Source organism: Microbacterium sp. LWH3-1.2 (assembly GCF_040675855.1).
GTDB lineage: Bacteria > Actinomycetota > Actinomycetes > Actinomycetales > Microbacteriaceae > Microbacterium.
Genome location: NZ_JBEGIK010000001.1, coordinates 662,884 through 675,419 on the forward strand (window position 1 = coordinate 662,884; position 12,536 = coordinate 675,419).

A 12,536-nucleotide genomic window follows, 5' to 3' on the forward strand; every position below is an offset into this window, starting at 1 on the left:
GAATCGGACGACGCGCCCGAGCGCCCGGCGATGCCACACTTACCCCGTGGACTCCGGTTTCTTCGCCAACCTGACCTGGTCGCTCGCGGCGCTCGTACACGCCGCGATCGTCATCACCGCGCTCATCGTCATCCCTCGCGGGCGCAAGCCCACGGCGGCGATGGCGTGGATCCTGCTCATCGTCGTCCTGCCGGGCGTCGGTGTGCTCCTCTACCTCGTCATCGGCAACTTCCGCCTGCCGGCGAAGAGGCGTGCCGAGCAGGCGCGCATCGACGAGATCATCCGCAGCAGGGTCGCCGACAACGCGTTGGATGAGATGGATGCCTCGTGGCCGCGGTGGTTCCAGCGCGTGGTGCAGCAGAACCAGACGCTCACCGCCCTTCCCGCGTCGGCCGGCAACGAGGCGACGCTCCTACCCCACTACCAGGAGTCGATCGACGCGATGACCTCGGAGCTCGACACCGCGAAGGACTTCGTGCACATCGAGTTCTTCATCGTCGGATGGGACGACACCACCCGCGGATTCTTTGCCGCGATGGAACGCGCCGTCGCGCGCGGGGTGACGGTGCGCCTCCTGGCCGATTACGTCGCGACCAAGAAGGTGTCCGACAGCAAGAAGATGGTCGCCGAGCTCGACCGCATCGGCGTGAAATGGGCATGGATGCTCCCGGTGGAACCCTTCAAGGGCAAGTACCAGCGCCCCGACCTGCGCAACCACCGCAAGATCGTCGTGGTCGACGGCCGCGTCGGCTTCATGGGCTCGCAGAACCTGATCGCCCGGCACTACGACTCGCCCAAGAACATCAAGCGCGGCCTCAAGTGGCAGGAGCTCATGACGCGGCTGACCGGGCCGGTCGTCGCATCCGTCAACACCGTCTTCCTGTCGGACTGGCTCATCGAGACCGGCGAAGACCTCTCACAGACCGCGCAGGTGCCTGCCGCGCAGCTGCCGGTGTCGACCGCGCCTGACGCGCTGCAGTGCCAGGTGGTGCCGTCGGGACCGGGCTACGACACCGAGAACAACCTGCGGCTGTTCCTGTCGCTCATCTACGGCGCGACAGAGAAGGTCATCCTGACCAGCCCGTACTTCGTGCCCGACGAGGCGATGGTCTACGCCATCACCAGCGCGTGCCAGCGCGGCCTCGAGGTGCAGCTTTTCGTCTCCGAGATCGGCGACCAGTTCATGGTGTGGCATGCCCAGCGGTCGTACTACACGGCGCTGCTCGAGGCCGGCGTGCGCATCTTCCTATATCCGGAGCCGTTCATCCTGCACTCGAAGCACTTCTCGATCGACGACGACATCGCCGTGATCGGCTCGAGCAACATGGACATCCGCTCGTTCAGCCTCAACAGCGAGGTCTCGCTCATGGTGCGCGGCGAGTCCTTCGTCGCCGGCATGCGCGAGGTCGAGCAGGCCTACCGCGACGCCGGCCGCGAACTCACCCTCGAGGAGTGGCGCCGCGAGCCCGCCAAGGCGACCTTCCTCGACGGCCTGATGCGCCTCACGTCTGCGCTGAACTGACGTGTCGGGCGACGGATGCCTCGGCCCGAGGCATCCGCCCCCTCGGTGGTGTCCGCGGCCCGTGCCGCCTTGCTCCTCATTTGAGGACCATTGCCGAGATGAGGTGCGCGCTCGCCGATTCGATCCTCATCTCGGCAACAATCCTCAGTTGAGGATCGGGCGTGTGGGGTCAGACACCGCTCGACCTCGCCTCCTCCCCAGGGCGCACGGAGCGGCGGTTCTCACCGGATCTCCGCTCGCGCGGTGAGTACGCGGCATGGGGCATCCACCCTGAATCGATGAGGACAGGGACTTCAGAGACGCCGTGGATGCAGCGGCTGCAGGCACAGAACGGGATCGCCCGCCAGTCCGCCCTCATCGGCAGGGACACGGGCAAGAGAGATCTGGCCGACGCGGTCGCAGCAGGGTCTCTCTTGCGCGTGCGCCGATCCTGGCTGGCGCTGCCAAGCGCTGATCCGCAGCTGGTCGCCGCCGCACGCGCAGGAGTCGTCCTGGGGTGTATCACTCGCGCCCAGCGACTCGGGCTGTGGGTGCACGGCGACACCGCACGGCCGCATGTCTGTGCTCCGCCGAGCTCTGGAGGCGTGCGGCTGGAACCGGAGCAGACCACAGGAGCCCCGAAAGCGACCGTTCACTGGTTCGTACCCGTCGTCGCTCGCTCGCCGCATGTGTTGGAGGACGGGATCGAGAACACGCTCGTTGCGATCGCGCAGTGTCAGCCCTTCGAGAACGCTCTCGCCGTGTGGGAGTCCGCGCTGAACAAGAGCATGGTCGACCGCGAGGTGCTCGCGCGCCTGAGGTTGCCGGGTCGTGCCCGCGACATCCTCGCCGAAGCGACGCCGTTCGCCGACTCGGGGCTCGAGACCATCGTGCCGCGGCGTCTGCGATGGCTCCGGCTGCGGATCCTCCACCAGATATGGCTTCACGGCCACCGCGTCGACTTCCTCATCGGCGACCGACTCGTTCTGCAGATCGACGGTGGCCACCACGTCGGCCCCCAGCGCGAATCCGACAACCGGCACGACGCTGAACTCATGCTCCGCGGCTACCACGTGATCCGCGTCGGCTACACCCAGCTCATGGATGATTGGCCCTCTGTCCAGCAGCTCGTGATGAACGCCATCGCCCAGGGTCTGCACCTCGCGCGCTGAACCCGCGATCCCGGTGTCTACGCGGATCAGCACCGTCCGCAGTGCCGTGCGAACGCGGAACCGAGCTCCTCAGCTGAGGAGCCGCACCCAGATGCGGATCCTTCCGCGGCTTGCCGCCCTCGACTCGGCAACGATCCTCAGCTGAGGACAATGCCGCGCGACCGCCGGAGCGGGCTGAAACGCTGCGCCGCGAGCCGCGAGCCGCGAGCCCAAATCCGCTTCCTCAAATGAGGAGGCGCGCCGAGATGCGGAACGTTCCTACCTGTGCGGTCCTCATCTCGGCGACGGTCCTCAGTTGAGGAGCAGGAGGCACTGGGCACCCGCGCTGGGCCGCGCACGGACGAGATGGGAAGAGGATGCTGCGGGTCGCGGCATCCGCTTCCCCACACGGAAGGGGCCGCTAGACCTTGAGGTTCTGCCTCGGGACGACGACCTCGCGGATGATCAGCAGGATCGACGCCATCACGGGCAGGGCGACCAGGACTCCGACGATGCCGGCGAGCGCGCCACCGGCCAGGGCCCCGATGAGCACCAGGGCGGCGGGGATCTCGATCGCCTTGTTCATGACGCGCGGGCTGACGACGTACGACTCGATCTGGATGTAGACGAGGTATGCGATGAAGAAGATCAGCGCCTGCGTGGGGCTCGTGAACAGCGCGATGATCGAGGCGAAGATCCAGAAGATCACCGAGCCGAACAGCGGGATGAGTGTCACGACGAAGGCGATCACGGCCATGAGAGCGGGAAAGGGCAGCCCGATCACGATGTGCAGGACGAAGACCACGGCCGCGTTGATCGACGACAGGATGACCGAACCGATGAGGGCGCTGCCGACGGAGTCGGTGATGCGCTCGGTGAGGTCCGCGAGGCGCACGCGGCTGTGGGCCGGCGCGAGGTCGTAGAACGCGCGCTTCGCGGCCGTGAGCGACGCGAGGAAGTACAGCGTCAGCGCGATGACGACGAAGCTCGCGGAGATCGCGGCGACGAAGCCGACCCCGACAGCGAGCACGCCGCCGCCGAGGGCGGCGAGGGTCGAGGGCGTTGAGATCCACGTGGCGATCTGCTCGAGGGCGCCGAGGACCGCGACCTGCGCATCGGGGGCGAGCCAGGCGAACCAGTCCGACTGCGGGATGTTCTCGACGAGCTCGGGGACGGCCTGCACGAGCTGCACGATCTGGGCGATGACGGGTGGCAGCACGAAGACGAAGAACGCGACCATCACCAGCGCGAAGCCCGCGAAGACGATCGCGATGCCGGCGCCGCGCTTGACCTTGTGGCGCTCGAGCATGCGCACGATCGGGTCGAGCCCGACCGCGAGGAACATCGCCAGAACGATGTAGACGAGGATCGTCGAGATCGACCCGATGGCCGATCCGAGCACCAGCGCACCGAGCACGCCGATCGTCACGAGGAACCCCGTCGCGAGCGGATGATCGAGCCCCGCCAGCACCCTGGAGAACCGGCGGGGAGGCGCCGGTGCCACGCCGGCGACTTCCTCGGCGGGTGGAGGCGGCGAGGCGGGCGCGAGGGGGTCGGTCATGCCCCAATAATGGGGCCTCTGAACGCCCGAAGAACAGTCCGACGCGGCGCGGATTTCCTTGGTTCTGCGACGCGTTTAGGTAGTACGGTTCTGCCAAGGGGATGAAGACGACAGAGTCGACCCCTGCAGTCAATTCGATTCCGACGGCTCGTCCCGTCGAGAAAGCTGGTGTGACATGGGTGGCGGCTTCTGGGACTTCATCCTCTGGATGTTCTGGATCTTCGTTTTCGTCGCGTACCTGATGGTGATCTTCTCGATCATCGGGGACCTGTTCCGCGACCACGAACTGAACGGCTGGTGGAAGGCGGTCTGGATCCTCTTCTTGATCTTCGTGCCGTTCCTGACGGCGCTCGTGTACCTGATCGCCCGCGGCAGCGGCATGCAGAAGCGCTCGATCGCGCAGGCGCAGGAACTCCGCGCGGCGCAGGACGCCTACATCCGTCAGACGGCGGGGAGCGGCGGCTCGAGCGCCGCCGACGACATCGCGAAGGCCAAGTCGCTGCTCGACTCGGGCGCGATCTCGCAGGCCGAGTTCGACGCCCTCAAGGCCAAGGCGCTGGCAGCCTAAGCCGGCACCGGAACAGGAGAAGACATGACGACCTTCGACTACGGCCCGATCGAGTTCTACGCGATCGGCTTCGAGGGCGACCGCCCCGGTCCGGCAGTTCTCCAGGCGATCGACGACCTCGTCGCCGCGGGCACGGTGAACGTGCTCGACCTCGTGTTCGCCCGTCGCTCGCCCGAAGGCGAGATCGAGGTGCTCGAGCTCTCCGACACCGTCGACGACGGCGCTCCCGCGCTCGACCTCGCCGGCCTCGCCGGCGAGGAGGACATCCTGTACCTGGCCGAGAACCTCGAGCCAGGCTCGTCGGCGGCGATCCTCGTGGTCGAGCTGCTGTGGGCGAAGTCGTTCGCCGCGGCGCTCTACGACGCCGGCGGCGCGGTCATCGCACGCGAGGGCATCCCGGCACCGATCGTCAACGCGTTCCTCGCCGAGAACGCGGACTGAAGGAGGAAAGACACATGCCACTCGGAAGAATGGGCCGTCCCGGCCTGATCGGCATGGCCGCCCGCACCGCTGTCGTCGCCGGCACGGCGACGGCCGTCTCGGGCAGCGTCGCACGCCACCAGCAGCAGAAGGCCTACGACCAGTCGCAGCAGCAGGCCTACGAGGCGCAGGCGCAGCAGGCGGCCATGGACCAGGCGGCGGCGCAGGCCGTCGCGAACGCCCAGGCCGCGCAGGCGCCCGCCGCGGCGGCAGCGCCGGCAGCGGACGACATGATGGCCAAGATCACGCAGCTCGCGCAGCTGCACGCTCAGGGCATCCTGTCGGACGAGGAGTTCGCGGCCGCGAAGGCCAAGCTGCTCTCCTGACGCACGTCCGTCGAGAAGGCCGCGCCCCCGCCGGGGATGCGGCCTTCTTGCGTGAGACGGGAGACGGATGCTGCGGCCCTCGGTCCGCCGCGATGCCGCCGATCAGCCGCCCGGGCGATCGTCGCCGCCGTCGCCCCCCGGTGCGGGTCCGCGTTCCGGCCCCGCAGCGCCCCCGGGAGCGCCGCCCGCGGCGGGAGGCGGCGTGAGCGCGTCGATCTTCTCGATCAAGGCGCGCAGCTGAGCTCGGGTGGCGGGCTCCTCGTCGTCGTGCTCGCGGGCGGCGCGCTCCAGCACCCACGACGCGAGCGTCGCGGTGATGACGCCCGCCAGCGCCACTCCGCCGAACATGAGGCCGACGCCGACCCACCGGCCGGCACCCGTCACGGGCGTGTAGTCGCCGTAGCCCGTCGTCGTCACGGTCACGCAGGACCACCACATGGCGACGTCGAACGTCGTGATGGTGGCGTTGGGCGCGTGGCGCTCCGCCTCGAGCACGGCCAGGGAGGCGATGTAGATCAGGATGAGAGACGCGCCCACGCCGTAGACGAGGATCTGGGTGCGCAGCACGCCGCCCGCGGTGGTCTTCATCCCCGGGATGTGCGTGAGAAACCGCAGCAGCCGGACGAGTCGCAGGACCGGAACGAGCGCGAAGGCGAGCGCGGCCAGGTGTTTGCGGAACCACAGCCGCTTGTTGTCGGCGAGCCAGAGGCGGACCAGATAGTCCGCGATGAACATCACCCACGTGACGAACACCACCAGCGTGGCGATGGTCCAGGCGAGGCCCTCCAGATCGCCGATCACTCGCCACGAGTACGCGACGAGGTACGCGAGGCTCGCGATGATCAGCGGAGTCTGGGTCCGCTTGTGCCAGGTGTGCTCGTCCACAGCCGAATCATGGCGCATCGCGACGCCCCGCGCGGCGGGACGCGCCCCGCCGCGCGGGATCGTGTCGTGCGCCATCCTCGCGGCGGTAGGCCCCGCCCGCTATCGTGTGGCCATGCCCGGCCCCTCTGCCGCCTCGCCCGCACCGGCCACACCGCCGGGTCCGCAGCTCACCGTCCGACGGCTGATGCTGCTGTCGATCCCCGCAATCGTCATCGGCGTGATCTCGGCCCTGTCGCTGTGGCTGCTCAACCAGATCGCCGCCCAGCTCGACGGGATCCTGTGGACGAACCTGCCGAAGTCATTGGGGATCGCGTCCGACTCGCCGTGGTGGATCTTCGCCGTGCTCACCGCGATCGGCATCGCGGTCGGGCTCGTGGTGTGGCTCGTGCCCGGGCACGCGGGCCCCGACTCCGCGACGACCGAACTCGCCGCCACGCCGCTCAAGATGTCGGTGCTGCCGGGCCTCGCGGTCGTGGTCATCCTCAGCCTCGCCGGCGGCGTGAGCCTGGGTCCCGAGAATCCGATCATCGCGATCAACGTGACGCTCGCGGTCGCGATCCTCGCCCGCATCGCCAAGGCCGTCCCGGAGGCGCTGATCGGTGCCCTCGCGATCTCCGCCACGATCGGCGCCCTCTTCGGCACGCCCGTCGCCGCGGCCCTCGTCTTCACGGGAATGGTCGGCGACTTCAAGATGGGCGGGTCGCTGTGGGACAAACTGTTCCTCCCGCTCGTCGCCGCGGGTGCGGGATCGGTCACGACGTTCCTGGTGGGGGGCGGGTTCGGCGCCGAGTCCCCGTTCGATCCCTACGGCGCGCCCCAGCCGTTCGATCTCCTTCTCGGGTCGATCGTCGCGTGTGCGGCGGCCGCGTTCGGACTCGTCGGGATCTACCTCTTCCCGCTCGTGCATCGCGCATTCCACGCGCTGCGGCATCCGCTGCTCTTCACCGCCCTCGGTGGGGTGGTGCTGGGCCTCCTCGGCGCGATCGGCGGCCCGATCACCCTGTTCAAAGGTCTCGATCAGAGCGCTCAGCTGCTCGCCGACCCGAGCGCCTACCCGCCCGGCCAGCTCACCGTGATCCTGCTGGTGAAGATGGCGGCGCTCGTCGTCGCAGCCTCCGCGGGCTTCCGCGGGGGCCGGATCTTCCCCGCGGTGTTCCTCGGCGTCGCCGCCGGACTCCTCGGCGGTGCGCTCCTGCCGGGCCTCCCACTGTCGCTCGCCGTCGCGTGCGGAATCCTGGGTGTGGTCCTCGCCATCGCCCGCGACGGATGGGTCGCACTCTTCGTTGCCGTGGCCCTCGTGGACGACATCACGGTGCTGCCGATGCTGTGCATCATCGTGCTGCCCGCATGGCTCGTCGTCACGCGAGCGCGCGAGATGCTCATCACGCCCGACGACCTCGCACGCGAGCGGCCCGGGGCGCCTCTTCCGTGGGATCGGGCGGCGTCAGCCCGCTGACGTCTGCCGCGAGTCCTGCTGCAGGGCCGCCGCGTTGCGGATGAACAGCACGATCCAGGTGAACACGAGGATGCCGGCGACCAGCTCGACGGCGGTCAGCGTGTAGTAGCCGATGAGGAAGAAGACGGCGAGCAGCAGTGTGACGGCGAGGAAGAGCCAGCCCAGCACGACGAAGGCGCGGGAGATGCCGGTGATCCACTTCGCAAGCGCGATCACGAGCACGCCGAATGCCGCGACCATGCCGGACGCGACGCCCGTGTGCAGCGCGAAGAACCTGTCGACGGGGAACACGCCGACCATCCCGAGGAAGACGCCGAGCACGATCAGCGTCACGCGCACGCGACCGACCCCCTTGGGGTTCGCCGTCGGGATGCCCTGCGTGGAGTAGCGGGCGAGCGTCGTCACGAGGAAGCCGGCGGCGATGATCGTGATGTTGAACGCGAAGGCGGACACGTTGGACGACATGCCGAGGGCGCTCAGGTTGTCCTTCCACCAGTCGGGGTCGCTTGCGGTCAGCATGCTGGCGAGGACTCCGAACACCAGGAAGACCGCCAGCACGACCGCCAGCAGCTGAAGGTCCATGTGCGTGGCCGAGTAGAAGGCGATGTAGCCGCTCATCGCGGCGGTGGCACCCGCGAGAATGAGCACGGGGAGCGCGAAGACCGTGGCGCCGATGAAGGCCTGCTCGAGGATCACGGCGAGCAGCGTCCAGCCGAGCAACGCGATCACGCCATGCGCGAAGGCGAGCGCCGCGACGTCGATGTAGTCCAGCACGCGAAGGCGGTCGCCGCCGTCGTGGCGGTGCACGATGATCCGGCCCGCGACCACCGCGAGGAACGCCACGGCGCCCGATGCGATCGCCGCGAACTGGCCGACCGATCCCGGGCCCGAGATCGGCGCCGCCTGGAACTGGAACACGACCAGCGACACCAGCGCGACGAGCACGAAGGAGATCGCGCCGACGCCGAGGGCCAGCGACTCCAGAGAGCGCTCGCTCGAGGCATCGAACCTGCCCGCGGTGTTGCGGGGCGAGGAAGGCTGCTCGGGGGTGGGTCGATCGAGCGAGGTCTGGGTCATCGGGGGCTCCGGGAGACTGGGATGGTGCGGGCGAAGGTGTGGATCAGGAGTCGGCGAGGGATCCGCGGGCGGCGGCCGCCGGCGTGGCCGTGCGATCCCCCGAAAGCCATCGCAGCCATAGTGAGCCAGGATCGCCTTCGAGCACCAGCGCCCGCACGAACAATGTCAGAGGGATCGACAGGATCGCGCCGAGTGGGCCGATGACGAAGGTCCAGAACACGACCGAGAAGAAGCTGAGCGTGAGGCTCAGGTCGACCGCGTCGCTGACGAACTTCGGCTGCACGAGCACCTGGAGAACGACGTTGACGACGCAGTAGATCGCGATGACCCCGAGGAACAGCGGCCATCCGCCGACGACGAGAGCGAGCACCGCCGGCGGTATGAGGCCCAGCACGAACCCGATGTTCGGGATGAAGTTCGTGACGAACGCGAGCACCGCCCACACGATGGGTGCCGGCACGCCCAGGGCCCAGAGCGCCAGCCCGTCGATGATCGCGACGATCGCGCCGAACGACGCGTTCACGACGTAGTAGCGACGAACCCCCGTGTTGAGGCGCCCGATGCGGGCGAGGACCGGGCGGCGACCGGCGCCGAAGACCCGCTCCGCATCGCGGTACCGCGCGGCGTCGGCCGCCGTGAAGATGATGTACGAGACGACGAAGAAGAGGGCCGTGACCACTCCGATCACGGTGCCGCCGATGCTGCCGACGAGCCCCGCCAGCGCCTTCGGGTCGAGGACCGAGGCCGCAGCATCCGTCGCCTGCTGATCCAGCCCGACGGACTGGAGCCACGCGAGGAAGTCGTCGAGGCTGCCGCGCAGCTGGTCGAGGTAGTCGGAGACGAGGCCAGCGAACTGCACGCCGGCGACCCACAGGAGCAGGCCCATCACCACGAGCACGAGGTACGCGAGCACGATGACCGCGGTCGTGCCGGTCCAGCGGGGCCAGCCGCGCCGCTCGAGCGGCCTGGAGACCGGCTCGCAGATCACGACGAGGACGATGGCGAGCGCGAGCGGGCCGATCAGGCTCCGCGCGAAGTACACGCCCGCGAGCACCACCACGGTCGTGGCGAGCACCAGCAGCACGCGCAGGCTCGGCGAGATCGGAGGGGGTGGGGCGGGCTGCGCGGCGCGAGTCACGGCGTCAGGGTACCGCCCTTCCGGGTCGACGCCGCACAGTGCCACACTGGGCCCATGTCTACGATCGACGCCTCGCCCATCGGCCGCACGTGGGCCCCACTGCCGTCCTACGCCGACCACGTCGCCGAGGGCCGCGCGGCCCGCGAGCGCAATCCCCGCGAATCGCTCGCCGAACTGCCGACGAACGACCGCGATCCCATGGGGATCCTCGACGCGCAGGATGAGGACCGCGTCCCCGAGCTCGTGCCGCTGCGCACCGAGCGCATGGCGGCGAGCGCGTTCGCGTTCTATCGCGGCACGGCCGCCCTGATGGCCGCCGACCTGTCCCGCTCGCCGTCGAGCGGTGTCAGCGCGGGGTCCTGCGGCGACGCTCACGTGTCGAACTTCGGACTGTACGCCTCGCCCCAGCGGACCCTCGTGTTCGACCTCAACGACTTCGACGAGGCCGCGTGGGCGCCGTGGGAGTGGGACGTCAAGCGGCTGGTCACGAGCATCGTCATCGCCGGCCAGTCGACGGGGCGCGCTGATTCGGTGGTGCGTGAGGCGGCGCTGGACGCGGTGCGTGTCTACGCACGCGCGATCGGCACGGGCGCCAAGCGCAGCCCCCTCAAGCGCTATTACGACCGCTTCGACGCGCTGGCCGCCGAACGGGCCGTCGACGACGACACGCGCGCCGCCATCGACTCCGCGGTCAAGGAGGCGGAGAAGCGCACCGGCGCGCGCGCGGCGAAGAAGATGACGCAGGTCGACGGCGAGGGCCGAGCGGTCTTCATCGAGGCGCCGCCGACCATGACCCACATCGACGCCCAGTCCGAGGAGCGGGTCCTCGGCGTCTTCGACCAGTACGTGCAGTCGGCCAACATCGACATCCGGGCGCTGCTTCAGAAGTACCGCATGTCGGACATCGCCCTCCGTGTCGTCGGGGTGGGCAGCGTCGGGACGCGGTGCTTCGTGATCTCGATGCAGGACGGCGACGACGGCGTGCTGCTGCTCCAGGGCAAGGAAGCGGGCAAGAGCGTGCTGATCGAGTACGGCAAGGCCGAGCAGCCGGAGGTCGTGACGCGCTTCATCGACCAGTACGGCGACGGCGGACGCGTGGTCGGCATGCAGCGGATCCTCCAGTCGGTGTCCGACCCTTTCCTGGGCTTCGTGCGCCGCACGACCTACGGCGCGCAGCGCGACTTCTACGTGCGCCAGTTCCGCGACAAGAAGGGCGGGTTCGACATGGACGAGCTGGACGACTCGGCCTTCCTCTGGTACGCCGACGCGTGCGCCGCGACGCTCGCCCGCGCGCACGGCCAGTCGCCGACCGGATCGGTCGTCGCCGGCTACGTCGGCGGCGGCAAGGTCGCGGGCGAGGCGATCCTGGAGTGGTCGTACGCGTACGCCGACCTCTCCCGCGCCGACTGGGAGCTGTTCCGCACGCACCGCGGGGTCGACGCGGCGGGGTGAGGCGCGGGGCGCTGAGCGCTATCCGGTTGCCGGCGGGTGAGCGGCGAGCCACTCGTTCGCGACGCGCGTGGTGACTCGCAGCAGCCACGCGTCCGTGATGACCTCGCGCAGGTGTTCGAGACCGATGCCGTCGAGGCGCACCAGCACCGCGGGGTACCCGTCGAAGTGCGGGATCGTGAAGAACGCGTCGGGGTAGGTCTCGATCAGCGCCGCCTTGACCTGCGCGCCGTCGGTGCGCACGCCCACGACGTCCCCGGGCGGCCATTCGCGCCCGAGCGCGGCGAGCTGATCGAGGTCGCGGCCGCTCGGGCCGCGCTGCCACACGAACGCGCCGGCGGGCGTCCGCCAGCCCGCGCCGCCGCGGTGCCCGTCGGCGCGTTCGATCACGCCGGGGAACCCGAGCGCGATGGCGCGGACGTCGTCGAGGGTCGCCATGTTCCCGTCGTCCGTGATTCAGGCGTCCGGAGTCTGCCCGGGAAGCTCGCTCTGCTGCTCGATCGGTGCGCGCGGACGCCACACGACGACCTCGGTTGCGCGGCGGACCCGCGTGCCGTGCCGAAGCGTCACGACCGACCCTGTGGAGCCGGCCGCGAACACGCGCGCGCCCGGGCGCTTCTCGAGCTCGACGCGCATGCGGTCCTCGAGGTCGCGGACGCGGCCGTGGAGCTCCTGCACGCGGTTCTCGAGCTCCAGGATGCGCACGATCGCGGGGAGGCCGATGCCGTCCGACGACATGCGGGCGACCTCGCGGAGCTGCTCCACGTGCCGCAGCGAATAACGGCGGGAACCGCCCTGGGTGCGGGCGGGCACCACCAGCCCGAGCCGGTCGTACTGGCGGAGCGTCTGCGGGTGCATGCCCGACAGCTCGGCGGCGACGGCGATCGCGAAGATCGGGGCATCCTCGTCGATGTCGTCCTCGGTCATTCTCGTCACCTCCTCAT

Annotated in this window: 13 protein-coding genes; 7 read left to right on the forward strand and 6 right to left on the reverse strand. The window is 69.4% G+C overall.

Annotated elements, in window-relative coordinates; translation table 11 throughout:
* Positions 1-46 precede the first annotated feature (46 nt).
* Together cls and MRBLWH3_RS03160 are read left to right on the forward strand one after the other, a co-directional pair.
* On the forward strand, positions 47-1,522 hold the full coding sequence (gene cls / locus MRBLWH3_RS03155; RefSeq protein ID WP_363428633.1) for a cardiolipin synthase: 1,476 nt from the start codon (positions 47-49) through the stop codon (positions 1,520-1,522).
* A gap of 278 nt (positions 1,523-1,800) precedes the next feature.
* Positions 1,801-2,673, forward strand: coding sequence for an endonuclease domain-containing protein (locus tag MRBLWH3_RS03160; RefSeq protein ID WP_363428635.1), 873 nt, complete (start codon positions 1,801-1,803; stop codon positions 2,671-2,673).
* A 400-nt stretch (positions 2,674-3,073) separates the two neighbouring features.
* Here the strand turns inward: MRBLWH3_RS03160 and MRBLWH3_RS03165 are convergent, their stop codons facing one another.
* Positions 3,074-4,213, reverse strand: a complete 1,140-nt coding sequence (locus MRBLWH3_RS03165; protein ID WP_363428637.1) for an AI-2E family transporter — start codon at positions 4,211-4,213, stop codon at positions 3,074-3,076.
* Between the two features lie 175 nt (positions 4,214-4,388).
* Between MRBLWH3_RS03165 and MRBLWH3_RS03170 the strand changes: the two genes are divergently transcribed.
* The 3 genes from MRBLWH3_RS03170 to MRBLWH3_RS03180 are packed head-to-tail and all read left to right on the forward strand — an operon-like array spanning position 4,389 to position 5,587.
* Complete coding sequence (locus MRBLWH3_RS03170) at positions 4,389-4,781, forward strand: SHOCT domain-containing protein (RefSeq protein ID WP_363428639.1); 393 nt, start codon at positions 4,389-4,391, stop codon at positions 4,779-4,781.
* Positions 4,782-4,805: 24 nt separating this feature from the next.
* Positions 4,806-5,222: a DUF6325 family protein gene (locus MRBLWH3_RS03175; RefSeq protein ID WP_363428641.1), complete on the forward strand. Its 417-nt coding sequence runs from the start codon at positions 4,806-4,808 to the stop codon at positions 5,220-5,222.
* Positions 5,223-5,251: 29 nt separating this feature from the next.
* The gene (locus MRBLWH3_RS03180; RefSeq protein WP_363435251.1) at positions 5,252-5,587 is read left to right on the forward strand and encodes an SHOCT domain-containing protein; all 336 of its coding nucleotides are present in this window, start codon (positions 5,252-5,254) and stop codon (positions 5,585-5,587) included.
* Positions 5,588-5,689: 102 nt separating this feature from the next.
* Here MRBLWH3_RS03180 and MRBLWH3_RS03185 read toward each other — a convergent pair whose 3' ends face one another.
* Entirely contained in the window at positions 5,690-6,547 is an 858-nt protein-coding gene (locus MRBLWH3_RS03185; RefSeq protein WP_363428643.1) for a potassium channel family protein, read from the reverse strand.
* Between the two features lie 37 nt (positions 6,548-6,584).
* On the opposite strand from MRBLWH3_RS03185, the gene MRBLWH3_RS03190 reads away from it, so the two are divergent.
* Complete coding sequence (locus tag MRBLWH3_RS03190; protein WP_363428645.1) at positions 6,585-7,928, forward strand: ion channel protein; 1,344 nt, start codon at positions 6,585-6,587, stop codon at positions 7,926-7,928.
* Here the strand turns inward: MRBLWH3_RS03190 and MRBLWH3_RS03195 are convergent.
* Positions 7,917-9,005: a DUF998 domain-containing protein gene (locus MRBLWH3_RS03195; RefSeq protein WP_363428647.1), complete on the reverse strand. Its 1,089-nt coding sequence runs from the start codon at positions 9,003-9,005 to the stop codon at positions 7,917-7,919. The genes MRBLWH3_RS03190 and MRBLWH3_RS03195 overlap by 12 nt on opposite strands.
* A 43-nt stretch (positions 9,006-9,048) precedes the next feature.
* Positions 9,049-10,143 carry an AI-2E family transporter gene (locus MRBLWH3_RS03200; protein WP_363428649.1) on the reverse strand — a complete coding sequence of 365 codons (1,095 nt, stop codon included), beginning with the start codon at positions 10,141-10,143 and terminating at the stop codon, positions 9,049-9,051.
* 54 nt (positions 10,144-10,197) lie between these two features.
* Between MRBLWH3_RS03200 and MRBLWH3_RS03205 the strand changes: the two genes are divergently transcribed.
* Complete coding sequence (locus MRBLWH3_RS03205; protein WP_363428651.1) at positions 10,198-11,595, forward strand: DUF2252 domain-containing protein; 1,398 nt, start codon at positions 10,198-10,200, stop codon at positions 11,593-11,595.
* A gap of 18 nt (positions 11,596-11,613) precedes the next feature.
* Here MRBLWH3_RS03205 and MRBLWH3_RS03210 read toward each other — a convergent pair whose 3' ends face one another.
* Together MRBLWH3_RS03210 and MRBLWH3_RS03215 are read right to left on the reverse strand one after the other, a co-directional pair.
* Positions 11,614-12,030 (reverse strand): MmcQ/YjbR family DNA-binding protein, encoded by a 417-nt coding sequence (locus tag MRBLWH3_RS03210; RefSeq protein WP_363428653.1) that lies wholly within the window; start codon positions 12,028-12,030, stop codon positions 11,614-11,616.
* Between the two features lie 18 nt (positions 12,031-12,048).
* Positions 12,049-12,519 carry a heat shock protein transcriptional repressor HspR gene (locus MRBLWH3_RS03215; RefSeq protein ID WP_363428655.1) on the reverse strand — a complete coding sequence of 157 codons (471 nt, stop codon included), beginning with the start codon at positions 12,517-12,519 and terminating at the stop codon, positions 12,049-12,051.
* Positions 12,520-12,536: the final 17 nt, after the last annotated feature.